General features: G+C 75.9%; 25 protein-coding genes and 4 tRNA genes. 11 read left to right on the forward strand and 18 right to left on the reverse strand.

The features are described from left to right. Nucleotides 1–26: 26 nt before the first annotated feature. Nucleotides 27–2,609, reverse strand: a complete 2,583-nt coding sequence (locus ACI79E_RS17865) for a DUF4062 domain-containing protein (RefSeq protein ID WP_456933908.1) — start codon at nucleotides 2,607–2,609, stop codon at nucleotides 27–29. Between the two features lie 230 nt (nucleotides 2,610–2,839). On the opposite strand from ACI79E_RS17865, the gene ACI79E_RS17870 reads away from it, so the two are divergent. From ACI79E_RS17870 to ACI79E_RS17880, 3 genes are all read left to right on the forward strand, one after another. Then, nucleotides 2,840–3,661, forward strand: a complete 822-nt coding sequence (locus ACI79E_RS17870; protein ID WP_456933909.1) for a hypothetical protein — start codon at nucleotides 2,840–2,842, stop codon at nucleotides 3,659–3,661. Then, nucleotides 3,654–5,351 carry an NAD(P)/FAD-dependent oxidoreductase gene (locus tag ACI79E_RS17875; protein ID WP_456933910.1) on the forward strand — a complete coding sequence of 566 codons (1,698 nt, stop codon included), beginning with the start codon at nucleotides 3,654–3,656 and terminating at the stop codon, nucleotides 5,349–5,351. The genes ACI79E_RS17870 and ACI79E_RS17875 overlap by 8 nt, the downstream gene beginning before the upstream one ends. A 164-nt stretch (nucleotides 5,352–5,515) precedes the next feature. Further along, complete coding sequence (locus ACI79E_RS17880; RefSeq protein ID WP_456933911.1) at nucleotides 5,516–6,508, forward strand: hypothetical protein; 993 nt, start codon at nucleotides 5,516–5,518, stop codon at nucleotides 6,506–6,508. A 7-nt stretch (nucleotides 6,509–6,515) separates the two neighbouring features. Here the strand turns inward: ACI79E_RS17880 and ACI79E_RS17885 are convergent, their stop codons facing one another. From ACI79E_RS17885 to ACI79E_RS17900, 4 genes are all read right to left on the reverse strand, one after another. Further along, nucleotides 6,516–6,839 (reverse strand): GNAT family N-acetyltransferase, encoded by a 324-nt coding sequence (locus ACI79E_RS17885; RefSeq protein WP_456933912.1) that lies wholly within the window; start codon nucleotides 6,837–6,839, stop codon nucleotides 6,516–6,518. Nucleotides 6,840–7,055: 216 nt separating this feature from the next. Next, a tRNA-Phe gene (locus ACI79E_RS17890) sits at nucleotides 7,056–7,129 on the reverse strand. 24 nt (nucleotides 7,130–7,153) lie between these two features. Next, nucleotides 7,154–7,227, reverse strand: a tRNA-Asp gene (locus ACI79E_RS17895). Between the two features lie 15 nt (nucleotides 7,228–7,242). Beyond that, nucleotides 7,243–7,315: transfer RNA gene (locus tag ACI79E_RS17900), tRNA-Glu, on the reverse strand. 206 nt (nucleotides 7,316–7,521) lie between these two features. Between ACI79E_RS17900 and ACI79E_RS17905 the strand changes: the two genes are divergently transcribed. Continuing rightward, nucleotides 7,522–8,178 carry an AMIN-like domain-containing (lipo)protein gene (locus ACI79E_RS17905; RefSeq protein WP_456933913.1) on the forward strand — a complete coding sequence of 219 codons (657 nt, stop codon included), beginning with the start codon at nucleotides 7,522–7,524 and terminating at the stop codon, nucleotides 8,176–8,178. A gap of 34 nt (nucleotides 8,179–8,212) precedes the next feature. On the opposite strand, the gene ACI79E_RS17910 is transcribed toward ACI79E_RS17905, so the two are convergent. From ACI79E_RS17910 to ACI79E_RS17920, 3 genes are read right to left on the reverse strand one after another with little or no spacing between them, the layout of a single operon-like run. Continuing rightward, the gene (locus ACI79E_RS17910; RefSeq protein ID WP_456933914.1) at nucleotides 8,213–8,551 is read right to left on the reverse strand and encodes a hypothetical protein; all 339 of its coding nucleotides are present in this window, start codon (nucleotides 8,549–8,551) and stop codon (nucleotides 8,213–8,215) included. Nucleotides 8,552–8,574: 23 nt separating this feature from the next. Beyond that, on the reverse strand, nucleotides 8,575–10,113 hold the full coding sequence (locus ACI79E_RS17915; protein WP_456933915.1) for a metallophosphoesterase: 1,539 nt from the start codon (nucleotides 10,111–10,113) through the stop codon (nucleotides 8,575–8,577). Nucleotides 10,114–10,168: 55 nt separating this feature from the next. Continuing rightward, complete coding sequence (locus ACI79E_RS17920) at nucleotides 10,169–10,669, reverse strand: GtrA family protein (RefSeq protein ID WP_456933916.1); 501 nt, start codon at nucleotides 10,667–10,669, stop codon at nucleotides 10,169–10,171. Between the two features lie 208 nt (nucleotides 10,670–10,877). Here ACI79E_RS17920 and ACI79E_RS17925 point away from each other — a divergent pair, with 208 nt between their 5' ends. Both ACI79E_RS17925 and ACI79E_RS17930 read left to right on the forward strand, forming a co-directional pair. Further along, nucleotides 10,878–11,753, forward strand: a complete 876-nt coding sequence (locus ACI79E_RS17925) for a Rieske 2Fe-2S domain-containing protein (protein WP_456933917.1) — start codon at nucleotides 10,878–10,880, stop codon at nucleotides 11,751–11,753. Nucleotides 11,754–11,792: 39 nt separating this feature from the next. Further along, nucleotides 11,793–12,662, forward strand: coding sequence for a hypothetical protein (locus ACI79E_RS17930; RefSeq protein WP_456933918.1), 870 nt, complete (start codon nucleotides 11,793–11,795; stop codon nucleotides 12,660–12,662). A gap of 380 nt (nucleotides 12,663–13,042) precedes the next feature. Here the strand turns inward: ACI79E_RS17930 and ACI79E_RS17935 are convergent, their stop codons facing one another. After that, a complete protein-coding gene (locus ACI79E_RS17935) occupies nucleotides 13,043–13,345 on the reverse strand; it encodes a helix-turn-helix transcriptional regulator (RefSeq protein WP_456933919.1) in 303 nt (100 codons plus the stop codon). Next, entirely contained in the window at nucleotides 13,336–14,022 is a 687-nt protein-coding gene (locus ACI79E_RS17940; RefSeq protein WP_456933920.1) for a cupin domain-containing protein, read from the reverse strand. Before ACI79E_RS17940 ends, ACI79E_RS17935 begins: the two co-directional genes overlap by 10 nt. Nucleotides 14,023–14,157: 135 nt before the next feature. On the opposite strand from ACI79E_RS17940, the gene ACI79E_RS17945 reads away from it, so the two are divergent. Further along, nucleotides 14,158–14,388 (forward strand): hypothetical protein, encoded by a 231-nt coding sequence (locus ACI79E_RS17945; protein ID WP_456933921.1) that lies wholly within the window; start codon nucleotides 14,158–14,160, stop codon nucleotides 14,386–14,388. Between the two features lie 183 nt (nucleotides 14,389–14,571). Beyond that, nucleotides 14,572–14,644: transfer RNA gene (locus tag ACI79E_RS17950), tRNA-Lys, on the forward strand. 76 nt (nucleotides 14,645–14,720) lie between these two features. Here the strand turns inward: ACI79E_RS17950 and ACI79E_RS17955 are convergent. After that, nucleotides 14,721–15,170 carry a PGPGW domain-containing protein gene (locus tag ACI79E_RS17955; protein ID WP_456933922.1) on the reverse strand — a complete coding sequence of 150 codons (450 nt, stop codon included), beginning with the start codon at nucleotides 15,168–15,170 and terminating at the stop codon, nucleotides 14,721–14,723. A 21-nt stretch (nucleotides 15,171–15,191) separates the two neighbouring features. After that, nucleotides 15,192–15,473, reverse strand: coding sequence for an Asp23/Gls24 family envelope stress response protein (locus tag ACI79E_RS17960; protein ID WP_456933923.1), 282 nt, complete (start codon nucleotides 15,471–15,473; stop codon nucleotides 15,192–15,194). 139 nt (nucleotides 15,474–15,612) lie between these two features. On the opposite strand from ACI79E_RS17960, the gene ACI79E_RS17965 reads away from it, so the two are divergent. Continuing rightward, complete coding sequence (locus ACI79E_RS17965) at nucleotides 15,613–15,753, forward strand: hypothetical protein (protein WP_456933924.1); 141 nt, start codon at nucleotides 15,613–15,615, stop codon at nucleotides 15,751–15,753. Between the two features lie 7 nt (nucleotides 15,754–15,760). On the opposite strand, the gene ACI79E_RS17970 is transcribed toward ACI79E_RS17965, so the two are convergent. Further along, nucleotides 15,761–16,393 (reverse strand): LysE family translocator, encoded by a 633-nt coding sequence (locus ACI79E_RS17970; RefSeq protein ID WP_456933925.1) that lies wholly within the window; start codon nucleotides 16,391–16,393, stop codon nucleotides 15,761–15,763. 367 nt (nucleotides 16,394–16,760) lie between these two features. Between ACI79E_RS17970 and ACI79E_RS17975 the strand changes: the two genes are divergently transcribed. Beyond that, nucleotides 16,761–17,000, forward strand: coding sequence for a hypothetical protein (locus ACI79E_RS17975; RefSeq protein ID WP_456933926.1), 240 nt, complete (start codon nucleotides 16,761–16,763; stop codon nucleotides 16,998–17,000). A 144-nt stretch (nucleotides 17,001–17,144) separates the two neighbouring features. Further along, a complete protein-coding gene (locus ACI79E_RS17980) occupies nucleotides 17,145–18,050 on the forward strand; it encodes a hypothetical protein (RefSeq protein WP_456933927.1) in 906 nt (301 codons plus the stop codon). Nucleotides 18,051–18,095: 45 nt separating this feature from the next. Here ACI79E_RS17980 and phaZ read toward each other — a convergent pair whose 3' ends face one another. The 5 genes from phaZ to ACI79E_RS18005 form a co-directional block, all read right to left on the reverse strand. Next, the gene (phaZ, locus tag ACI79E_RS17985) at nucleotides 18,096–18,953 is read right to left on the reverse strand and encodes a poly(3-hydroxyalkanoate) depolymerase (protein WP_456933928.1); all 858 of its coding nucleotides are present in this window, start codon (nucleotides 18,951–18,953) and stop codon (nucleotides 18,096–18,098) included. Next, nucleotides 18,937–20,667, reverse strand: coding sequence for a PHA/PHB synthase family protein (locus ACI79E_RS17990; RefSeq protein ID WP_456933929.1), 1,731 nt, complete (start codon nucleotides 20,665–20,667; stop codon nucleotides 18,937–18,939). Before ACI79E_RS17990 ends, phaZ begins: the two co-directional genes overlap by 17 nt. A gap of 73 nt (nucleotides 20,668–20,740) precedes the next feature. Next, nucleotides 20,741–21,802 (reverse strand): lysylphosphatidylglycerol synthase transmembrane domain-containing protein, encoded by a 1,062-nt coding sequence (locus tag ACI79E_RS17995; protein WP_456933930.1) that lies wholly within the window; start codon nucleotides 21,800–21,802, stop codon nucleotides 20,741–20,743. Next, a complete protein-coding gene (locus ACI79E_RS18000) occupies nucleotides 21,799–22,395 on the reverse strand; it encodes a hypothetical protein (RefSeq protein WP_456933931.1) in 597 nt (198 codons plus the stop codon). Before ACI79E_RS18000 ends, ACI79E_RS17995 begins: the two co-directional genes overlap by 4 nt. Continuing rightward, nucleotides 22,392–24,086, reverse strand: coding sequence for a lipopolysaccharide kinase InaA family protein (locus ACI79E_RS18005; protein WP_456933932.1), 1,695 nt, complete (start codon nucleotides 24,084–24,086; stop codon nucleotides 22,392–22,394). Before ACI79E_RS18005 ends, ACI79E_RS18000 begins: the two co-directional genes overlap by 4 nt. Nucleotides 24,087–24,112: the final 26 nt, after the last annotated feature.

Raw genomic sequence — 24,112 nt, forward strand, 5'->3', positions numbered from 1 at the left:
GGGCCGGGCGCGACCGACCCGCCGCGTCAGCCGGTGGTCGCGAGGCCCTCGTCGAGCGCGGCCCACGGGTCCAGGCGGGCTCCCGCGGCCCGCTGCCGGCGGTCCTCGTCGGGGCCGAGGGCGGCGGTCACGGCGTCGTCGAGCTGCCGGGCGAGCGGCTGCATGGGCGGCCAGACGGCGATGCCGGTGCGGGCGCGGGTGGCCGCGGCGGCGCCGGTGAGCCGGGCGGCCAGCGGCGCGTCCCCCGAGGCCAGGGCCAGCCCGGCCAGGCCGTCGAGGCAGTAGGCCAGCCCCTCCAGGTCGTGGTCGCGCCGGTGCAGGGCCGCGGCCTCGCCGAGGGCCTCCCGCGCACCGGCCAGGTCGCCGGCCACCAGGGCGTCGAGGGCCAGCTGGTCGTCGAGCCAGGCCGCGAGGTGGTCGTCGCCGACGGCGCGGGCCACCTCCAGCGCCTCCCGGTGCACCCGCGCCGCCTCCGCGGCGTCCCCCGCGAGGACGGCCACCGCGCCGCGGAACAGCTGCGCGAAGGCCACCGACCAGGTGTCGCCGCTGTCCCGCAGCGCCGCCACCGCCGCGTCCAGGGTGGGGGCCAGCCGGGGGTCGTCCGGTGGCAGGGTCATCGCGAGGCTGTTGAGCCCGTGGCCGAGCTGCCAGGTGTCGCCGCGCTCCCGGGCGTCGGCGACCAGGCGGTCCACCAGGGGCCGGGCCTCCCGGACGCGGCCGAGCGCGATGCGGGTGGCCGCCCGCGCCCAGAGCAGCCGGCCGGCCGGCTCCGGGGGCAGGCGCCCGGCCGACGGCAGGGCCGCGGTGCGCTCGGCGAGCTCGGCCATGTCGGCGAGCAGCCCGCGCGCCCACCACCACCGGGCCAGGGGCGCGGTCAGCCGGACGGCGAGCTCGGCGTGGTCGCCGTCCACCGCCCAGCGCAGGGCGGCCTGCAGGTCGGCCGCCTCGGCCTCCAGCCGGGCCAGCCACAGCCGGTGCTCGGGGCCGGACAGCGCCGCGCCGGCCTCCCGGGCGAACTCCGCGAGGTGGACGGCCAGCCGGCCGCGGGTGGCCTCGGCCTCGCCCCGCTCGTGCAGGCGCTCGGCGGCGAAGGCCCGGACCAGGGCGAGCATCCGGAACCGCGGCTCGGCGCCGCCGGCGTCGGCGGGGGTGACCAGGCTGTGGCCCACCAGGGAGGACAGCGCGTCCAGGACGTCGAGGTCGTCGTCCACCGCCCCGACCGCCTCGGCGGTGTCCAGCGTGAAACCGCCGGCGCAGACCGAGAGCCGGGCGAGCAGCGTCCGTTCCGGCTCGGCGAGCAGGTCGTGGCTCCACGCGATCGTCTGCCGCAGCGTGCGGTGCCGGTCGGGTGCGTCGACGTCGGGCCCGCGGAGGTCGAGGGCGCGGTCCAGCCGCCGCAGCAGCGCCGCCGGCGGCAGGGTGCGCACCCGCGCGGCGGCCAGCTCCACCGCCAGCGGCAGCCCGTCGAGCCGGCGGACGACCTCGGCGACGGTGGCGGCGGTCGCGTCGGTGACGGCGAAGGACGGGTCGGCGCGCTGCGCCCGGGCGGCGAACAGCGCCACGGCGGGCGCGTCCCGCACCCGGTCGGGCCGCTCCTCCTCGGGCGGGGGGACGGCGAGCGGGCCGAGGGGAACGTCGTGCTCGCCGCGCAGGCCGAGCACCGCCCGGCTGGTCACGAGCAGCTGCGTGCGGGGGCAGCGGGCCAGCAGGGGCGCGGCCGCGGGGGCGGCGTCGAGGACCTGCTCGGCGTTGTCCACCACCAGCAGGGCGCGCAGTCCCCCCAGCCGCTCGCCGACCAGGTCCAGCAGCGGACGACGGCCCTCGGCGGTGACGCCCAGGGCGGCGGCGACCGCCACCGGCACCTCGTCGGGGTCCCGCAGCGGAGCGAGGTCGATCCACCAGACGGCGTCCCGGTCCGGCACCAGCCGCTCGGCGGCGGCCAGCGCCAGGCGGGTCTTGCCGGTGCCGCCCGGGCCGGTGAGGGTCACCAGCCGCACCGCGGGGTCGGCGAGCAGCCCGGTCACCAGCGCCAGCTCGGCCGACCGGTCGACCATCGGCGTGGGCGGGGTGGGCAGCCACCCGGCGGACAGCCCGGGCGGCCGCGGGCGGGGCGCGGCGAACCGCTCGGTGAGCAGCACCGCCAGGTCGTCGGCGACCAGCTCGCCCAGCTGCTCCGGATCGTCGTAGGGCGTGGTCGAGGCCCCGCTCTCGGCCTGGATGCGGGTGATGAGCCGGGTCAGCCGGGGATCGCGGGCGGGGGCGGTGCGGCGGACGTAGAGCAGCCGCGGCTTGCCCGCGGACAGGTCGTACTCGTCCTCCAGCCCGGAGACCGTCATCCCGGGGGCCACCCACCCGTAGCGCTCCCCGTAGACGCCGACGAAGACGTCGCTCTGGGTGAGGTAGGCGCGGTACAGGTCGCGCGGGGGGTGCGGCCGGGCGCCCAGCTCGAACAGCACGGGGGTCAGCCGCATCCGGGTCACCGCCGCGCGCACGGCGCGCCGCTCGGCGGCCAGCTCCTCCATCGTGGAGGAGACGAAGACGCGCAGCCGCTGGTCGGGGGTGGCGATCGGCGTCGGGGCGTCGTCGGTCGCCGGTACCGGTCCGGCCACGGACACCTCCCGCCGGGGGCCGACGGCGGCGCCGGGAGCCGGCGCTGTCCCCGCGAGTCTAGGGACGCCGGGTGCGGGCGGAAATGCCGTGACAGCGTCCCGGGGCGGTGGTGTGATGCCCCTGTCCGAGAGTGGGACACGGGGGCCGACAGTGCACGGGAGACCCAGTGGACTCGACTGCCACGCGCCCCGAGTCGCCGGCGGTCCCGGTCCGCCGGCTCCTGCCCGCCATGCGGGGCTTGCTCGTGGTGTTCGCGGTGCTCACCGCGCTGGCCGTGGGCGCGCTGTTCGTGCTCTCCGAGCAGACCGACGAGACCTTCGCCTGGACCATCCAGCCGCCGCTCACCGCGGCGTTCCTCGGCGCGGGGTACGCCGCCGGCTGCGTGCTGGTCGTGCTCTCGCTCCGGGACGGCGTCTGGGCGCGCACGCGGGTGCCGCTGCTGACGATCCTCGTCTTCGTCGTCCTGACCCTCGTGGCCACGCTCGTGCACGTGAACCGCATGCACTTCGACGACGACTTCGGTGGGCTGCCGCTGGTGCCGAAGATCGCCGCCTGGTTCTGGCTGGCCGTCTACGTCGTCGTCCCGGTGGGCATGGTGGCGCTGATCTGGTGGCAGGAGCGGGCACCCGGTCAGGACCCGCCGCCCCGCCACCCGGTGCCCGGCGTGCTGCGCGCCGCGCTGGCCGCCGAGTCGGCCGTCCTGCTCGTCGTCGGCGCCGCGCTGTCGGTGGTCCCGGCGACGGCCACGACGCTGTGGCCGTGGTCTCTGACCCCGTTCACCGCACGGGTCGTCGGCGCCTGGCTGCTCGCGTTCGGGGTGGCGACGGCGCTGGCGGCGGTCGCGGGGGACCTGCAGCGGCTGCGGACGGCGGCGATCGCCTACACCGTCTTCGGCGTCCTGGTCGTCGTCGCGGTGGCCCGCTACGCCGGCACGGTGGCGTGGTCGGACCCCGCCGCGTGGGTGTTCGCCGCCACCACGGCTGCCGTGGTGGCCACGGGCGCCGCCGGCTGGCGGCTCGCGGCGGCCGAGCCCGGGGCGCGGCGTGGTTGACGGCCACCCCCGGGGCGCGCTCGTCGTCGTGTGCCGGGACGAGACGCCGCGGCTGGAGACCGTCCGCGAGCTCAAGCGGCGCTACGGGGGCGACTACGTGGTGATCGCCTGCATCGAGCCCTCCGACGTGCCGCCCGCGCTGGCCGCCTGGGGGAACCCGCCGGTGACCGCCCTCCTCGGCGGGCTCGGCGCGGCCGACCCCGACGGGCTGGCGATCCTGCGCGGGCTGCACACCGAACACCCCGGCGCGCTGGCCGTCGCGCTGATCCGCTGGGGCGCCTGGGAGACCGCGCGCCCCATCTTCGAGGCGCTCGCCCTCGGCCAGCTCGACCGCTGGGTCTACGCGCCCGAGGAGCAGGCCGACGCGGAGTTCCACCGGGCGGTCAGCGAGATCATCGAGGAGTGGTCGGCCCGGCAGGGCGGCGGCTTCGAGGCGGTGCGGATGATCGGCGACCGCTGGGCGCCGCGGTCCCAGCACCTGCGCGACCAGATGACCCGCAACCGCATCCCGCTCGGCTTCTACGAGGCCGGGACGCCGGAGGGCCGCGCGCTCCTGGACGGCCTGGGCCTCGACGAGCCGCGGCTGCCGGTGCTCGTCCTGCGCTTCCACCCCGAGCACACCGTGCTGCAGGACCCCAGCGACCTGGAGCTGGCCGAGGCCTTCGGCCTGTTCGAGCCCCTGGACCCGGCGACGGTCTACGACGTGGTCGTGGTCGGCGGCGGGCCCGCGGGGCTGGGGGCCAGCGTCTACGGCGCCTCCGAGGGCCTGGCCACGCTGGTGCTGGAGTCCGAGGCGGTGGGCGGGCAGGCGGGCACCAGCTCGCTGATCCGCAACTACCCCGGCTTCCCGACCGGCATCAGCGGCAACCGGCTGGCGTTCAGCTCCTACCAACAGGCCTGGGCGTTCGGCAGCACGTTCCACTTCATGCGCTACGCGACCGGGCTGCACACCGAGGACGGCCTGCACTCCGTCGCGCTCAGCGACGGGACGACGGTGCGTGGGCGGACCGTCGTCCTCGCCGTGGGCGCGCGCTGGCGGCGGATCGGCGTCCCGTCGCTGGAGGCGCTCACCGGCCGGGGCGTCTTCTACGGGGCCGCGGTGAGCGAGGCCCCGGCGATGCGGGGCCGGCACGTCTTCGTCGTCGGGGGCGGCAACTCCGCGGGGCAGGCCGCGGTGCACCTGGCCCGCTACGCCGAGCGGGTGACCGTGCTCGTGCGGCGCGAGGGGCTGGCCGACACCATGTCGGACTACCTGGTCCGCGAGCTCGCGGCGCTGCCGAACGTGGAGGTCCGCACGCGGGTGCAGGTCGTGGGCGGGTGCGGCTCGGAGTTCCTGGAGTCCTTCGTGGTGCGCCACCTCGACAGCGGCGAGGAGACCCAGGAGACCGGCGTGCTGTTCCTGCTGATCGGCAGCGAGCCGCCCACCGACTGGCTGGCCGGCACGCTGGCCCGTGACCGGTGGGGGTTCGTGCTCACCGGACCCGCGCTCGCCTCCTCCGACGCCGATCCCGCCTGGCCCCTGGAACGGCCCCCCGCGCTGCTGGAGACGAGCACGCCGGGCGTCTTCGCCGCGGGCGACGTGCGAGCCGGCTCGGTGAAGCGGGTCGCCTCGGCCGTGGGGGAGGGCGCGCTGGCCATCACGCTGGTGCACGCCCACCTGGCGGCCGCGCGGGTGGCCGCGTCCCGCTGAGCACCCCGCCGGGGGCGGTAGGTGACCCCTTCGGGTGGTCACGCGCACCCAGGGTCACGTCACAGGTTCGCCGTCCGGATCATGGGTAGGCCTGTCCGAGCAGTTCGTCGAGGAGTACCGCCACCTGCCGTCGCAGTGCGCGGCCGCAGGAGGAGCACGACCGCGTGAGCACTGTCGAGGGCCGGGGGATCCGGGTGGTGACCGTCCCCCACACCGATCCCTACGTCGACGCCGTGCTGCCCGCCGGCGTGGTCCGGGTCGGCCCGGCGCACGCGCCGAGCCCCTGGCTGGACCCCGCCTATCTCGCCGCGCACGCCGACGGGGTCGACGTCGTCCACGTGCACTCCGGCTACGGGCACCTGCCCGAGGACGAGATGGTCAGCTGGACCGAGACGGTGCGCCGCACCGGCGTGCCGCTCGTCACCACCGTGCACCAGCTGCGCGACCCCGCGCAGCCCTCGCCGCGGCGCCACGACGCCCACCTGGCGGCGTTGCTGGCGACGGCGGAGGTGGTGCTCACCCTCACCCCCGGCGCGGCCGACGAGATCGCCGAGCGCCACGGGCGGACGGCGATCGTCGTCGCGCACCCCTCGGTGGCCTGCCCGGTGCCCGAGCTGGGGGCCGAGCGCGGCCTCGTCGGCCTGGCCCTGCGCGCCCCCGGGCCCGCGGTGCCCGACCCGGCCGGCCTGGTCCGGGCGGCGCTGTCGGGGGCGGTGAACGGCGGCGGACGGCTGCGGGTGTTCCTGGACGACGGCGTCGAGCCGCCGCCGGTGCCCGCGGCCGGTGACACCCTGGAGTACCTGCCGCGCAAGGCCGACGGCTGGGTCCAGCAGCTGCAGGAGCTGCACGTCGCCGTCCTGCCGGAGAGCTGCGGCACGCACTCGTCGGACCTGGAGATCTGCCGGGACGTCGGCACCCGCGTGGTCGCGCCCAGCTGCGGCTGGTTCGCCGACCAGTGGTCCGACGTCGTCACCTACGGCAACGACGAGGAACGCGGGTTCGACCCGGTGTCGCTGGACGCCGCGGTCGCCGCCGCCCTGACCCGCCCGGCGCCCCGGCCCGCGGACCGCACGTGGCGCGAGGAGCAGCGGGCCGCCGTCCGGGCGGTGCACGAGCAGGTCTATGCGCAGGTGGTCGCCGACCGGACGGGCACCTGACCGGTCCCTACAGTGGCAGCTTGAGGCCCACGTGGGAGGCGACGAAGCCCAGCCGCTCGTAGAAGCGCAGGGCGTCCGGACGGCGGGTGTCGGTGGTGAGCTGCACCAGCGCGCAGCCCCGTTGCCGCCCCTCCGCGACGGCCCACTCGGCCATCGCCGTCCCCAGGCCGGAACCGCGGTGGTCGGCCCGCACGCGGACCGCCTCGACCTGCAGCCGCGGGGCGCCGCCGCGGGAGAGCCCGGGCAGCACGGTCAGCTGCAGGGTGCCGACGACGGCGTCGTCTGGGTGGTCGGTGACGACGAGCAGGAGGTGCGCGGGGTCGGCGTCCACCGCGGCGAAGGCCCGGCGTAGGGCTCGAGGTCGGCGCCTTCCCGCTCCCGTCCCAGGGGGTCGTCGGTGAGCAGTGTCACGATCGCCGGGACGTCGTCAGGGACGGCGCGGCGCAGCCCGAACCGGGCGGCGCCCGCGCGGAGCGTGGTGGGGAGGGAGTGCACCGCGACAGTCTGCTGCCCCCTGGAGGGACCGACCGTGCGGGGGAGGTGTGTGTGGGCAGGGGCGGGGTCGAACCGCCGACCTCTCGCTTTTCAGGCGAGCGCTCGTACCGACTGAGCTACCTGCCCCTCCCGGTGTGGAACACCGGAGAGCGACCCTGACGGGACTCGAACCCGCGACCTCCGCCGTGACAGGGCGGCGCGCTAACCAACTGCGCTACAGGGCCTTGCTGGTGGTGCTGTGCCCCCAACGGGGTTCGAACCCGTGCTACCGCCTTGAAAGGGCGGCGTCCTGGACCGCTAGACGATGGGGGCTCGTGTTCGCCGGGGGCAGCGAGAACGATACATGCTCTCCGGAGGGGCTCCGACAGGGGGTCCCCCTGGGGGTGTCGGGGGCCCGGTCCGCGCCCCTCGGGGCACGGCGAGCGGGCGGCGGGCCGGCCCGCGCGGCGTGACGGCGGTCATGGCGACACGTCCACCTGCTCCCCGGCGCGGAACGCCGCCGCTGACACCATGGGCGGGTGACCCGCCGTCGCGCTGCCCTCATCTGTCCCTCGGCCCTGGTCGCCGTCACGCTCCTCGTCGGCTGTGGCGGCGGTGACCCCGATCCCGCCGCCTCGGCGTCCACCGCCACCGCGGCCGCGTCGTCGACGACGTCGTCGTCGGGCGGTGCGGCGCCGTCAGCGGGTGAGGACCCGGGCGAGGAGTCCGGTGCGGGCGCCGGGAGGTCGGCCTTCCCGGCCGACACGCAGCCGGACACCGCCGACGCGTCGGCCGACTCCCGGGTCACCGTGACCGAGATCCGCACCGGCCGGCAGGACGGCTTCGACCGCGTGGTCCTCGAGGTCGGCGGGACCGGGACCCCGGGCTGGGACGTGCGCTACGTCGACCAGGCCAGCTCGCAGGGCAGCGGCGAGACGGTGCCGGTGGCCGGCGACGCCGTCCTGCAGGTCACGCTCACCGGCGTCGGCTACCCCTACGACACGGGGGTCGAGGAGTGGGCCGGCCCGGACCCGCTGCCCGGCAACGGCACGCAGACCGTGACCGAGGTCGTCTGGGACGCGACGTTCGAGGGCACGTCGGTCGCCTTCATCGGGACGCGCGCCGAGGTCCCGTTCCGGGTCTACGCCCTCGAGGACCCCACGCGCATCGTCGTGGAGGTCGCCGACCAGGGCTGAGCCACGTCCGCGAGGTGCGCCCCGGGCGAGCGGGTCAGCCGAGGGAGGCGGTGACCTCCACGGAGTCGTCCTGGACCGAGGTGCACTCCAGCGTCAGCGGGCCGGCGCTCACCGTCTCCCCCTGGGCGCAGGAGACGCTCGCGTTCCCGACCCGGAGCTCCGCGCGCCCGTCCTGGACCCCGCCGAAGGCCAGGGACGTGCCCAGGACGTCCACCTCGGAGCCGGCGCCGCTCAGCGTCACCGAGCACGAGCTGCCGCTGCACGAGAAGTTGTTCGAGGTGAACGAGCAGGCGGACAGCGGCAGCAGGGCCAGCCCGCCGGCGAGGGCGGCGGCGGCCAGGCGGGGGGCACGGGTCGACGTCGTCGAGGACATGCCGCGAGCCTAGGCGCGGCCGGTCACCCGGTCGGGGAGGCGGGCGGGACCGGCCCGCCCGGGCCGCCGTCGGTCCCGGAGCCGCTGTCGCCGGAGCCGCCGTCCGTGCCCGGGGTCCCGTCCGTGCCGGAGCCGCCGTCCACCGGCGGGGGGACGACGACGCGCTCGATGGTCACCTCGGTCTCCCCGAGCCCGCCGAGGGTGATCTCGTCGTAGGCGGTGAGCGCGCCGGTGGCCGGGTCCAGGTACAGCACCGTGCACGTCAACGGCTCGGGGTACTCGCCCTGGAGGCCACGCAGGCCGGCGCCGCCGGTCGAGCCCTGCACCATGAGCAGCGTCCCCTCGTCGAGCTCGGAGACCTCCCGCTCGTGGGTGTGGCCGGCCAGCACCAGGGGGACGACGCCGTCCAGGGGCGTCGCCTGCTCGGGGTCGTGGACCATCGCGACGGCCGGCGGGGACGCCAGGGTCTCGACGAACTCCGCGAGCGCCTCCCCGCTCTCCTCCAGCGACTCGGTGGCGGGGGCCGCGTCCTGGTCGGGGGTGAACCGCGGGTCCGGCGCCCCGACGACCTCGATGCCGGCCACGGTGACCGCCGAGTCGTCCAGCACCGTCGCGTTGGGCTGGGCGGCGACCAGCCCCGCGGTGACGGCGGAGTCGTGGTTGCCGCGGATGAAGACGTAGGGCACGTCCAGGGTGCCGATGCCGGCGATCAGCTGGTTCTCCGGCTCGCTGCCCCAGTCGGTGATGTCCCCGGTGTCCAGGACGCCGTCGACGTCGAGCTGGGTCACCACCTGGCGGACCAGGTCGAACCCGGCGGGGTTGAGGTGCAGGTCGGAGACGTGCAGCAGGGCCACGGTGTCGCCGGCGCCACCGGGGGCGGGCAGCGCCGACAACGTGGAGTACAGGGTGCTCACGTTGGTGACGAGGTCCTCCAGCGACGCGCGGTAGGCGTCGAAGCGGGCCACGATGTCCTGCGCGCTGCCGATCAGGCTGTTGGCGTTGACCAGCAGGCCGGTGTACCTCGGCTGCAGGAGCGCCTCGGGGCGCCAGGTGGCCGCGGCCAGCCCGCCGGTGCCCGCCACCAGCGCGGTGGACAGCCCGAGGGCGAGGAACACCTCGCGGCGCCGGCGGAGCAGCAGCAGCGCCGCCACGGTCGCGCCGAGGACCGCCGCGACGGCCGTCAGGAGGGTCACCCGCACGACGGCGTCCTGGAGGTCGGCGCTGACCCGGTCCACCACGCCGTCCAGCAGGACCGGGTTGGTGGCCAGCGCCTGGGCGCGGATCTCGTCGACCCGGCTGAGCTGGATCTCCAGCCGCAGCGGACCGTCGTAGGCGTCGACCTGCAGGGCGCCCAGCGGGGGGACGTCGAGGTCGGCACCGCCGCCCAGCGGCCGGAAGGCGACCGTCGCGTCGAACGGACCGATCGCGGCGTCGACCCGCCCGAGCAGCAGGATCCCGAGGAAGGCGCCGGCGAGGACGACGACCAGGCGCAGGGCCCAGCGGCCGGCGCGGTGCAGGAGCCTGAGCCCCCGCGAGGGGCCGGGGGCGCTCGGCTCGGTCACCCGGTCCAGGCTAGCGAGCCCCCTGAGTGGGCCGGGACCGCGACGCCGCGGGGGATCAGGCGGCGTCGGTGGCCGGCGTGCGGAAGATCCAGCGCAGCGCGATGAAGCGCATCAGGCCGATCAGGGCCGTCACGGTCACGACGCAGGCGACCTGCACGTACACGCTGACCGAGCCCACGGTGGAGTCGAGGACGCCGAGCGCCGCGCTGGTGGCGAACAGGCCGATCACGGTGATCCCGCCGGCCTCCCACTGCGCGGTGAACCAGTGCACCCGCTCGTCGGCCCGGAAGGTGAGTCGGCGGTGGAGCTCGTTGGCGAGCACGGTCGAGGCGGCCGTGGCCACCAGGTGGGCCGGCAGGTAGCCCAGCCCCTCGAGGGCCACGAACAGCGCCGCGTAGACCAGCGTCGTCGCGCCGCCGACCAGGACGAAGCGGACGAACTGGGCGAACGTGTCCTCCGCGCGGACCCTCCCGCTGATGCTGCTGACCACGTTGCCGACCGCGGGGCGGCGCGAGCGCAACGACGGGCAGGTCACGGGCATCCTCTCGACGGGCACGGGTCCTTTGTGCAGGCTCTCCCAGGCAATCGGCTGTACGCCAGCCGTTATTCCCCTGAGCTGTGACGATTTCGTTGTGTCCCCACTCACGAGGGGGACGGTGCGGGTGTGGCAGCTGCGCCCCGTGCCGACCCGGCCACGCGCCGTCCTCGTAGCCCGGCAGCGGGACGGCGGCATCGGGACGGGGCCCCGCGGGTAGGGGCAGGCCATGAGCCTGATGGGGATCCTGGACCGGGTCGCAGACGTCGCGACCTTCGACAAGGCGATCGAACCCGCCCGCAAGGCCGTGCAGGCCCTGCCCGACGTGCTCAAGGACGCCCTGCACGGCACCTGGCTGGGCCACCCCCTGCACCCGGTCCTCGTGCAGGTGCCCGTGGGCAGCTGGGTGTCGGCCGGCCTGCTCGACGCCGTGCCGCCGCTGCGCCCGGCGGCCACGGTCCTCATCGGCACGGGCGTCGCCGCCGCCGTCCCCGCGGCGCTGTCCGGGGCCGCCGACTGGTCGGAGCAGGGCTCGGGGGTCCGCCGCCTCGGCGCGCTGCACGCGCTGGCCAACACCGCCGCGCTCGGGCTGTACGTCGGGTCCCTGGCCGCGCGCCGCCGCGGCCGGGGCACGCTGGGCCGGGTGCTGTCCTACGCCGGGCTCGGCATCGCCACCGGGTCGGCGGCCATCGGCGGGCACATGTCCTACGCGCAGTCCTCCGGGGCCTCGCATGCCGCCACCGCGGCCCGCGCGCTGTCCACCGACTGGATCGACCTCGGCCCCCTCGACGACCTGCCCGACGGGCGGCCGGCGCTGCGCACGGGCCCGGGCACCGGCGTGGAGGTGCCGCTGGTCGCCGTCCGCCGGGGTGCGCGGGTGGACGCGTTCATCGGGGCCTGCTCGCACCTGTCCGGACCGCTGTACGACGGCTCGGTGGAGGAGGTCCGCGGCCACGAGTGCCTGGTGTGCCCGTGGCACGGGTCGGCGTTCGACCTGGACGACGGCGAACCGCGCCGCGGCCCCGCCGCCAACCCCCAGGAGAAGCTGGAGGTCCGGATGGAGGCCGGCCGTGTCATGGCCCGCCTCCCCGGCCACCAGCGGTAGCCGCCCGCGGGCGGCGCGCCGGTCCTACGCTGCGACGCCATGAGGCGCGCGGCCGTCGGGGTGGCCGCCCTGCTGTGCGCGGCGTGCGGCCCGGCGGGGGACGGCGCGCCGCCGCCCGCCGAGCCCCCGCCGGCGGCCCCGACGCCGTCGGCGGTGCCGGCCGTGCCCGGCATCGCGGCCGAGGTGGTGCGCCTGCGCACGGACGTCGTGGTGGGCGGCCGGGTGCAGGTGCGGGTGACCGACACCGGCACCGAGCCGTTCACCGTCACCGCCGTCGCGCTCGACTCGCCGGGGTTCGCGCCCCTGCCGCCCACCCCGCTGACCGCGGAGTTCGCGCCCGGGCGGGTGATCGACCTGCCCACGCCGTACGGGGAGCCCGACTGCGCGGCCGGCCCCGACCCCGTCGCGGCCCGCCTCACGGTGAGCCGCCCCGGTGGGACGGTCGAGGAGGTGCGCGTGCCGCTGACCGGGGACGACCTGGCCGTCGTCCACCGCGAGGAGTGCGCCGTGGCCGGGGTGCTCGCGGTGGCCGCGGTCGGGCTCACCGGTCTCACCTCCGACGGCGGAACGGCCACCGGCCGCGTCGTCCTGACCCGGCGTGGGGACGACGACCGCGCGGTCACCGTCACCGTCACCGACGTCCGCGGCAGCGTCCTCGTCGACGTGACCCTCGACGGCCTGCCGCTGCGGCTCGGGGCCGGGCAGGACGAGGCGTCGGCGCCGGTGGCGTTCACCGTCGCGACCTGCGAGCCGCACGTGCTCGCCGAGACCAAGCAGCCGTTCCTCTTCCCGCTGCAGGTGGCGGTGGGGGACGGCGGGGCCGTGCCGGTGCCGCTGCCGGTCGACGAGTCCCAGGAGCAGCTGCTCTGGACGCTGGTGGACGGCGTGTGTGCGGACCGGTCGAGCTGAGTGGGATCCGGCCCGGCCGCCCCGGGGGGAACGGGACGACCGGGCCGGGGCCTGGGGGCCGCCCGCGGGCGGCCGGCCCGGTCGGCGGCGGGTCCGGCACCGCTCGGCCGCTCGGGCAGGAGTGACGCTAAGTGACCGGAGTCGGGTGGGAGCATCCCCCGAGCGGGTGATGCGGCGTGATGAACGACACGGACCGTGACCTTCCGAGTCGAGGAGGTCTCGATGGGGTAGGCGGACCCGGTGTTCCTCTTCTTCTCCAGCCGCCTGGGCTGCCTCGGCTCGCTGGTCCTGTCGGCCGCGCTGACCCTCCTCGTGCTGCTGCTGCTCGACGTGCTCTGAGAGCCGGCGCGGGAGGGCGGGGCACGCCGTCCACGGGGTGGTCAGTGACCCTGGCGGAGCGTCTGCGACGGCGACCGGCCGTACGTGCGGCGGTACTCCTGCGCGAACCGGCCGGTGTGCGTGACGCCCCAGCGCAGGGCGACACCGGTGACGCTGGTGCCCTCGCCGCCGGCCTCGAGCTCGGCGTGGATCCGGGCCAGGCGCGCGGCACGGAGCCGGGCCATCGGGGTCGTGCCGAGGTGGTCCCGGAACGCCTCCTGCAGCGACCGCACGCTCACGCTGACCGCCTCGGCCACGTCAGCGGTCGTCAGTGGCTCGGCGCAGTGGTCCTCGATCAGGGCCAACGCCTTCTGCAGCGAGCGGGGACGCGTCGGTGCCCCGGCGGCGTGGATGCGCTCGGAGAGCGAGCTCGCGTGGACCGAGAGGAGACCGTCGACCAGCGCGCGCTCCAGCGATGCCGCGGCCAGCGGTGACCGGCTGATGGACCGCCGCTGTCGACGTCGGCGACGATCGTGTCGACCAGCCGGCGCCAGGACCGCCCCCCGGGAGAGGTGAGGTCCAGCGACGGGTCGAACCGCACCGGTCGTCGGGGCCGATCGCCCAGGGCCAGCGCGAGCCGGGACTCCAGGAGCGCCGCGTCGATGCGGATCATGAGCCGGGGGTTCGGTGCGTGGTACTCGAAGGAGGGCGCGTCCACCACCCCGCTGACGGCGGCCACCTCGGGCGTGGCCACGACCTCGTCCCGCCCGGCGCGCACGACCGCCCTGCCGGCCAGCGGGATCTGCACCAGGACGAAGCCCAGCTCCTCCGCCGAGACCTGCACGTCCGCGTCGTGGTCGACGTAGTGGAACGCCGTGCTGCCCAGTTCGGCCAGGTGGTGGACGACGCGCAGCTCCGGCCCCCCGCGGACGACCCGGAGCCGGTGCGGACGCAGCACCTGGCCCAGCCGCTCGCGGACCTCGTCGAGGTCCGCGGTCTGCAGCCACAGGTGCGAGGCGAGGGGGACGGTCGGGTCGGACAACGGGACGGCCTCCCGCGTTCGCTCGCCGCGACCTCGGTACCGCAGCGTCTCGTCGATTCTGCCGCCGCGCTCCGCGGATGACGACCGCGCTGAGCGGATCGCCCCGGGGCCGGGGGCTCCCTACGGTGACCAGTCATGTCATCAGCGACGTGGTCGCGGACCCGACGGGACGAGATGGGCACCAGCGAGCGGGTCTCCTGGGAGGACTGCCCCGTCTGCCACGGGTCCGCGGCGGTCGGCTGGCGAGCCACCCGACCGGTCGAGTTCGACTGCCCGCGCGGCTGCCGGCTGGACGGTGAGCAGTTGCGCGCGCTCGCGGCCTCGTTGCCGGGCCCACGGCCGGGCGGGGGGCGCACCGGCGTGTGACGCCCACGCCGGTGCGCGACGACGGCCCACGCGTGTCCTCAGGACCGACCGTTCCGCCGGGGGAGTGCTCCGCGCTCGCTCCGGAGCGCCACACCCGTGGCGGTAGCCTCGCAGCGGGCGACGGACCGCGGACGTCTCACGCATGGTCTCGTGAGTCGTGTGGAAGGCCCGCCGACCTGCACCGGGCCTCTAGCTCAACTGGCAGAGCAGCGGACTTTTAATCCGCGGGTTGTGGGTTCGATCCCCACGGGGCCCACCGGGGCTGACCTGCGGCTCTCCCTACTCGATCGATCTCCGGGCGCTCTCGGCGCCCGCTGTGGTCGTGGCAGTGATCAATCGGGGGACGGTGCGGCCCGGTAGGCGCCGGCCACGCCGCGCTCGCCCGCCGGGCGGTGCGCACGGGCCTGCTCGAGCTTCTCCTGACGACGGGCGAACAACACGGTCCCGACGAGGAAGAGCCCGGAGAGGATGAGGACGACGGCGGTGAACGCGTTGACGAACGGCAGGTCCACCCCGGCCAGCGCGAGCACGCCGAGAGCAACCAGCACCAGGGCGGCCAGCACCGCTCCGGCGGCGCGCAGCGGGCTCTTGGCGACCTCCTCGACGCCCTGCTGCGCCTTGTCCGTGGCGTAGTCGAGTGGCTTCTTCGCCCAGGTGAACCGCGTGGCCAGCACAGCCAGACCGGCGGCGACCAGCACGAACCCCGGACCGGGCAGGACGAGCAGCGCGATGCCGGCCAGGGTCAGCAGGCCGCCGAGGACGGCGATCACCGTGGTCTTCACCACTGGGTTGTGCCCGATCCGTCACGTCGCCATGCGGCTCTGCCCCGACCCGCCTGGATCCCCACCGGCGTCCAGCGGCCCGGCTACCTGTCCGGGGGCGGGGAGCTGCCGGATGTCGACGACGGCGACGTCGACCTCGGTGGTGATCAGCCCGGTCTGCTCGGCGAGGTGGCTGACGACGTGCCGGCGCACCGCGTCCGCGACCGCATGGAGCGGGACGCCGTGGTCAAGGGCGATCTGGACGTCGACCACGACGCGCGAGCCGGCCGTCCTCCCGGACGTGGCCACCTCGCTCGCCGCCACTCGCTGGGTTCGATCCCCACGGGGCCCACCGGGAAGCGCCTGCGCGGTCGGGCCGAGGTGAGCGGGGCGGTGTCACCGGTCCGGGTGAGCTCCCCGCGGGGAGACCCTGGTAGTCCCGTAGGGAGGGCAGGATGCCCGGGTGCTGCTCGTGCGGAAGGTCCTGTCGTCGTTGGGGGTCGTGGCGGCGGCAGCCGGCCTGGTCACGTTTCCGCACCTCGGGGCGTTCGACGCGACGGACGACCCGTTCCCGTACTCGGTGAGCGGCACCCCGGCGCGGTGAGCGCGGACTAGCGGGTCGGCAGGGCCAGCCGGATCCCGAAACCGATCAGGGCCAGGCCCGTCGTGCCCTCGACGGTGCGGCTGACCCGCGGCCGCTGCAGCCAGCGCCGCATGGCCGCGGCGCCGAGGACGAGCAGGCTGAACCAGGCCAGGCTGAGGGCCGCGTGGACGCCCGCCAGCACCAGGCCCATGCTCAGCGCCGGGGCGTCCGGCGGGAGGAACTGCGGCAGCGCCGCGACGTAGAAGGCCCCCACCTTGGGGTTGAGCAGGTTGGTCAGCAGCCCGGCACGGGCGGACCGCCAGGCGCCCACGGTCCCCGCCGGGCCGGCGGCGTCCGGGAGGCCGGCGTCCCGGCGCAGGCGCCAGAGGACCCTGCCGCCGAGCCACAGCATGTAGGCCGCCCCGGCGAGCCGCAGGACGTCGTAGGCGACGCTGGAGGCGGTCACGAGGGCCGAGACCCCGACCGCGGCGGCGGCGCCCCAGGCGACCACGCCGCCGATGACCCCCAGCGCCGTCGCGAACGCGTCGCGCCGGCTCCGGGTGATGGCGGCACGGAGGACGAGCGCGGTGTCGAGTCCGGGCGTGATCGTCAGCAGCAGTGCGACGAGACCGAAGCCGACCACGGCCCCCGACACGGTCACCGGCGCGCGACGGGGATCGAGACCACCCGCCGAGGCTAGCCCCGTCCGGCTGTGCCCGGTCCGGGACACCGGCACGACTCCGGGCCGCTGCGCCCGCTGCCGGTGCGACATGCCGGGGGACACGGGCGCCCCGGGACGACCACGGGCCGGTGACCGACTCCGCACGCTCCCGGCCCGGAGTGAAGTCGACAAGGCACCGGTGGCAACGGTGGGTCACCGACCGCCGAGGCCGCTCCGGGCAACGATTCAGTGACGGGGCGTCCCCGGCCCCGGTCGAAGTGCCAGGTCACAGCGGCGCCGACCGTAGTTTTCCGCGTGTCCACGGCGCTTCCCCAGCCGCGGACAGGACGTACCGAGGAGACCCTGCGTGAGCGCGCCCGCTGTACTGGTTCCCCACTTCCCGAGCACCGCCGAGCGGTCCACTGCCGACGACGGGCTCAGCCTGCTGATGGACATGTTCGCGTCCGAACCGCCCGCCGGTGCGGAGCCGTCCGCGCCGCACGAGCGGGGTGCGCGTCGCGCCGCCCTGCGCGCGCAGGTGCAGGACCTCGTGCGACGCGCGGCCGACTGGGGCGCCGGACCGCAGGGGGCCTGGCGTGCCTGGTGAGCGCACCACCCCCGACGGGCACGCCGTGCCCCCGCGGACGGCGGACGACGCCGTCCGGCAGCAGCGAACGACGACCTGGTCCACCGCTCGTCCGGCGGCCCCCGTGCAGTGCAGAGAGGCGGAGTGATGATCCTGTGGCCGGCAGTGACCCTGCTGGGTTTCCTCGTGCTGGCGGGTCTGGTCATCGCGCTGGGCACCAGGTCGACGGCCCGCTACGAGTTCGAGCGGAACCGGGTGCAGAAGCAGGCCCGGTCGGCGGCGGTGGCCGGCGGCGCGGCGCAGGTGGCCGGCGGCGCGGCGCACGCGGCCGGCGGTGACCGGACCGCGACCCGACCGGCCGGGCAGCCGGTCGGCACCGCGGGCCGCACCGGCGCGACCCCGGTCCGTCAGCGGCGCCGGGAGCGCATCGGGGCGAGCCACCCCGCGGGCAAGGGCCTCGACCGCCCGTCCGGCTGGTGGCTGGTCGACGTGTCCGGGGACCAGCCTGGCCTGCAGATCCTGGCCGGCCCGTTCCCGGACCGGATCGAGGCGGACTGGGCCGCGCTGTCCGGCGGGCTGTCGGACACCGCCCGGGCGGTCTACGGCGTGCCGCGCGCCGACGGCGCGGTCGTGCGGCGCCAGTCGCCGCAGGAGCGGGCCTGGCTGACCCAGCTCAGCACCCAGCTGGACCGGCTGCCCGAGGACTGGGACGACCTGCTGTCGGACACCGACGCCCTGACCACGCTCCTCGTGGAGGTGGCCGCCGCCGTCGTCGAGGCCGGGCTGGCGCTGCACGACTGCGCGGGCCGTGGCCCGGCCGGGAGCGGTGCGGCCGGTGGGGTCTGCCTGACGCCCGACCCGGCCCGCCTGGGCGTCCTGGTCAGCTGGCGGCAGCACGACCGGATGAGCCTGCAGCAGGTCCGCGGCGCCGAGGCGGACGCGGCGGTGCAGCGCACGATGAACGCCGCGGTCGCCGGGGTGCTGGCGGAGATGGGGTTCCGGGTCATGCCGTTCGGGTCGACCGGCTGCCACCTCGTGACCGCCGTGGACCGGTCGCCGCTGATGCCCTGACCGACGGCCGGCTCCCGGCGACCGCCGGGAGCCGGCTGCCCGGGCTCAGTCCAGGAAGCGCTCCACGACCGGCGCCAGCTCCCGGGCCTCGGTGATCAGCGCCAGGTGGCCCCCGCCGTAGACGTGCAGCTGCGCGTCCGGGATCAGCCGCGCCATGATCCGCGCGTTGACCACCGGCACGATGGGGTCGTCGTCCCCGGCGATCACGAGCGTGGGCTGCCGGATCAGCCGCAGGAACGGCAGGCTGCTCCAGCCGGCGCTCGCGGCCAGCTGGTAGTAGTAGCCGCGCCGCGGACCCAGCCGGCTCGCCGCGTGCAGCACCCGGGCGGCCATGGCGGGGTCGTCGCGCACGGTGCCGCCGTAGATCGTGCCGGCCACCGCGCGGGTGTAGGCGGGGTCCCGGTGCCGGCGCGGGGTGACCATCCGGGCCAGCACCCGCGGGTGCCCGGGCACCATGAGCGTGCCGGTGCCGGTGGCGGCCAGCACCAGGCGCCGGACGCGGCGGCGGTGCTGGACGGCGAAGTGCTGGGCCAGCGCGCCGCCCCAGGACAGCCCCAGGACGTCGACCGGGTCCTCGTGGCCCAGCCGGTTGAGCAGGGCCGCGACCACCGGGGTGAACGTGGCCAGCACGTAGGGCACCACCGGCCGCGGGGAACCGCCGACCCCGGGGACGTCGAAGCGGATGACCGTCCGCCGCGGGTCGAGGACGTCGACGAACGGCTGCAGCACCTCCAGGCTCGCGCCGATCCCGTTCATCAGCAGCAGGGGTGGCACCGACTCGTCCTGCCCGGCGCGGACCGACACCCGCAGGGTGCGCCCGGCGACGGTCAGGTTCCGGACGGTCTCGCCCGGACGGAACCCGCCGGGGCGGGAGGCACCCGGGCGGCTACTTGTCGAAGACATACGTGCCGGGCGCCTCCGCCAGCGGGGGCAGGTCGTCGGTGCCCAGCGACGACGGCGCGGGGACCTCGTCGCCGGTCCGCTCGGCCAGCCAGGACACGAAGTCCGGCCACCAGGAGCCCTTCTGCTTCTCCGCCAGCTCCAGCCACCGCTCGGCGTCGGCGGGGGTCTCGGGGGCGACCTGGAAGGAGGCCTTCGGGTTGGTCGGCGGGTTGACCAGCGAGGCGATGTGCCCGCTGGTGGACAGGATGAAGCGGGTGCGCCCACCCAGCAGCTGGGTGGTCCGGTAGCAGGACTGCCAGGGGCAGATGTGGTCGGCGATGCCGGCGGTGACGTAGGCGTCGACCTCCACCTTGGACAGGTCCACCGGGGAGCCCAGCATCGTCGCGGCGCCCGGCTGGGCGAGCTTGTTGCCCAGGGCGACGTCGATGAAGTCCCGGTGCAGCGCGGCGCTCATCCGGGTGGTGTCGGCGTTCCAGTACAGGATGTCGAAGGCCGGCGGGGGGTTGCCCTGCAGGTAGTTGTTGACCCAGTAGTTCCAGACCAGGTCGTTGGGCCGCATCCAGGCGAAGACCTCGGCCAGCGAGGCGCCGTCCAGGTAGCCCTTCTTCCGCGACTTCTCCGTCGCCTCCCGCGCCCCCTCCTCGTCCATGAGCGCGCCGATCGTGCCGGCCCGGGACCAGTCGAGGACGGCGACGGCGTAGCTCGAGGCGGCCACGCGGTGCTGGGCCCCGGTCGCGGCCAGGTGGGCCAGCACCATCGCCAGGATGATGCCGCCGGAGCAGAAGCCCTGCAGCGCCGTCCGGTCGCTGCCGGTGATCTTCTCCGCGGCGTCCATCGCGTCGAGGACGGCCTGCCCGTAGGTGTCCAGGCCCCAGTCGGCGTGCCGCTCGTCGGGGTTGCGCCAGGACATCATGAAGACCTGCTGGCCCGAGGCGACGTAGTGCTCGACGATGCTGCGGTTCGGGGCGAGGTCGGTGATGTAGTACTTGTTGATCGTCGGCGGGACGATCACCAGTGGCACCTCGCGCACCGTCTCGGTGGTGGGCCGGTACTGGATCAGCTCGAACACCGGGGTGCGCAGCACCACCGCGCCGGGCGTGACCGCGAGGTCCTCGCCGACGGTGAACGCGTCCTCCTCCACCATCGTGGGCACCCGCGGCGGCGACAGCAGGTCGTTGACCATCCGGCGCAGCCCGGTCACCGCGCTGCGGCCGCCGGTGTCGATGACCGCCTTCCACAGCAGCGGGTTCAGCGGGGTGTTGCTGGGGGCGAGGGCGTCGACGACGTTGGTCAGGGTGAAGCGGAGGCGCTCGTCGTCACGCCAGTCGAGGTCGGCGTCCTCCAGCAGCTCCATGGCGGTGCGGGCCGCGGCGATGTGCGCCTGCATCGCCCGGCGCATGAGCCCGTTGCCCTGCCACGCCGGGTCGGCGAAGCGCTTGTCCTTGGGCGAGGGCGCGATGTCGGAGCGGCCGACGACGACCCTGCCGAGGTCCTTGGCCAGGTCGCCGGCGCGGCGGGCGACGGTCCGGGGCTGCCCGGCCAGGGCACGGCCGAAGCGCAGCGTCGTGCGGGCCGGGGGGATCATCCGGCGCAGCGGACCGCGGGCGCCGTCGACCAGCACCATGTCCAGGCCGATCGCGGCCTCTCCGGCGTCCTGGTTGGGCCCGTCGGTGGTGCGCTCCTCGGGCCGTCGTGCGCTGGTGGCGTCGGTCATGGCCGGCCTCCTCGGTGCCTGGATCGCGGTGTGACCGCAGCCACTCAACCACGGCTGCGGACCGCTCGCCTGCTCAGACGGTCTCCGGGACCAGCGCCGTCCGCGGGGCCGTGTTGGGCGGCCGGCGCCACGACCGGTTCCGCCGCCAGAACAGGTAGGTGAGCAGCCCCAGCGGGATCGGCAGCACGTAGGTCAGCACCCGGTAGACCAGGACGGCGGCGGCCACCAGGGCGCGGTCCCCGCCCGCCGCGGCCAGGCCGGCGATCAGCGCGACCTCCACCACGCCGAGCCCGCCGGGGGTGAAGGGGATCGCGGTCAGCAGCCGGGCGAAGGCGAACACCGCCAGCGCCTCCACCACGCCCACCTGCCCTGCGTCCACCCCCACCGCGCGCAGGGCGATCACGAGCACGAGGAACAGCGAGAGGTGGCTGAGCAGCGTCGCCGCGGTCAGCCAGTGCCAGCGGGCCCGCAGCAGCAGCGCCGTCCGGTCGCGGAACTTGGTGGTCGCGACGTCCCAGCCCTGCACGGGCGGGCGGCCGAACGGGCGGAGCACCGCCGAGGCCACCCGCCCGGCGCCCCGGCCGATCCGGGCCGCGCCCGCCCGGCTGCGCAGCAGCAGCCCCAGCAGGACGACGGCGAGCACCAGGCCGGCCAGCCCCGCCGCCCCGGCCAGCACCCGCCCGGAGCTCGGCTGGCCACCCAGCGCCAGCAGGCTCAGCGCGAGCACCGGCAGCGCCAGCTTGGCGAAGTTGTTCCACAGCCCGGACACCAGCAGCGACACCGAGGTGCGGGAGCGGGAGAAGCCCCACGAGGAGTTCATCCCGTAGGTCAGGCCCATCGCGATCGCGCCGCCGGCGACCACCGTGTTGGCCACCGCCGTCGTCGAGAGGGTCGCGACCGTCGCCTGCCGCAGGGTCAGCCCGGGCATGCTGGCGACGACGACGAACTGATAGGTCGCGAGGTTCCAGACGGTGGCCGCCGCGAGCAGGGCGATCTCGGCCCCCGTCATCGCGCGCACCGACGTCCACACCGCCGACGCGCTGGTGAACTGCGGCAGGAACCAGGCCAGGACGGCGGCGGCGAGGGCCAGGGAGAGGACCGGCGCGGCCGCGCGCCGCCAGGCGGGCCGGCTCACGGCGGTTCCCCGTCCGCGGGCGGGTCCAGGCCGAGCCGGCCGCCGGTCTCGGCCCGCACCTGGGCGTCGAGCTGGGCCCGGCGCAGGACGCCGATGCCCTGGGTGGCCAGCGCCAGCGGCTCCCCGCGGTTGTCGCCGGACAGCGTGAAGACCAGCGTCAGGCAGCCGCCGGTGAACAGGTAGAAGCGCGAACCCCGGTACTCCGGGGTGACCGCGGTGACCCGTTCCAGGCGGCGCATGCCGTCGCGGTCGCTGGGGATCTCGGTCGCGCCCTCGGTGTCGCACCCCGGGGTCAGCCGCACCTCGATGGCCCGCACCCCGTCACGGTCGGAGTCCAGCCAGAAGGCGGCCTCGCCGTCCCGGGCCTCCAGGCCCGCGAAGTGCCAGCCCAGGGGCAGACCCTGGACGCAGGGCACCCTCGACGCGGTCGGCACGGCCTGGGCCATGAGCAGGACGCCGTTGGCCGCCTTGGCGTCGTCCCCGATCGAGCAGGCGGGCGCGGCGCCGAAGGAGCTGCTGACCGGGGCCACGCACCCGGTCAGCGACAGCGCGAGCGCGGCGACCAGCGCCGCCGACGACCCGGCCCGGCTCACAGCGGCGAGTCCAGCAGGCCGGCGGCGACCAGGGCGGCGAGCACCAGCCCGGCCAGGGCCAGCAGGGACAGGGCCACCCGCCGCCAGGACCACCGCTGCATGCGCACCGGTGGCAGCCGGTAGGGGAGCAGCCGGAGGAAGTCCGCGTGCAGGTCCCGGCTGTCGGCGCGCAGGCAGCGGCGCAGCTGGCTGGGCATGGTCAGCCCGCGGGTGGCGGCGAAGGCCTCGGCGATCTCCTCGTCGGAGAAGCGGATCCGGGCCCGGGCGTGCACCCGCTCGGCGTCGGTGCGCAGCGCCAGGACCAGCATCATGTTCGCCAGGTCCACCGCCTGCCGCCACGGGCTGGGCCGCACCTCGGCGAAGGCCGAGTCGATGAGGTAGAGGGTGCCCTCCCGCACCAGCACGTTGGCCGGCTTCACGTCGCGGTGGGCCACGCCGATGTCCCACATCCGCCGCACCACGGCCAGCCCCTGGTCGATGACCCCCTCGTCGACCTCGGCGTCCCCGATCTCCTGCGCGCCCAGCAGGAACTCGGTCACCAGCAGGTACTCCCGCTCCGGGGTGATCTCCACGATCCCCATCGGCTGCGGCACCGGCAGCCCCGCGTCGGTGAACAGCCGCAGCACGTAGTCCTCGTACTGCACCAGCCGGCGGACGGAGTGGAACGGCTTCTCGTCCTCCAGCCCGCCGTACAGCAGCGTGCGGACCAGCTTGAACCAGCGGTCGGAGCGGACGTGGGTGGCGGCGTAGAGCTTCCCGAACACGAAGCCCTCGCCGTCCTCGGCCTTGACGGTGATCCGCAGCGGGGTGGAGCCGCCGGAGCCCTCCAGGTGGAACGGCTGGACGTCGGTGGCCAGCAGGCCCAGCTGGTCCTGCAGCGCGCGGACGATCGCCGCACCGCGCGCGCCGGTGACGTCCAGGTGCGCCGGGCGGCCGCGGCGGTACCGCACCGGGTGGACGTCGTTCGGCGTCATCAGGCGGAACGCGGCCAGCGGCGTGGCCACACCGAGGACCACGCCGGCCACGATGCCGCTGGGGTGGTCCTGGGCGAGGTAGAGCCGGGAGGCGACGGTGACCGCCAGCAGCCCCACGACCACCCACTTGCCGATCGTGCGGTACCGGCCGGCCGGCACCAGCGCGTAGACGGTGCTCACCAGGAAGGCGGCCAGCACGGTCACCGGCAGCGAGGGCATCGCGTAGCCCGACCACGAGCCGAGCAGCTCCACCTCGAACGGGCGGGGACGTCGCAGCAGCAGCGTGGCCAGGGAGCCGAGGTCGACCACGACGAGGGCCACGCCGACCCAGGTGAACAGGTGGTGCCAGCGGCGGAACACCAGCAGGACGGCCAGGTTGGTCAGCCACAGCGCGTGCACCACCGGCGGGGTGGCCAGCACGCCGGCGACCTCGGCGACGTCGGTGAGCGCGGGGGAGCGCAGGGTCGCGACCGCCTGCAGCACCCGCGTGTCCACGAGGTCGACCAGCGGCACGCTGTCGGTGAGCACGACGGCCGTCCACCCGACGAAGACCGCGGCGGACAGGCCCAGCCACCAGCGGCCGGAGGCGTTGAGGTGGCGGGGCAGCGGCGGCGGTTCACCGGAGGGACGGCGGCGCCGGCGGACGCGCTGGATCCCCGGCGGGCCGGGACGCTGGACCGGGTCGGCCTCCGGGACGGCGTGCGGAGGCGACGCCATGCCGCCCGATGCTGCCCTGCACCGGG

This window comes from Geodermatophilus sp. SYSU D00079 (assembly GCF_054050635.1).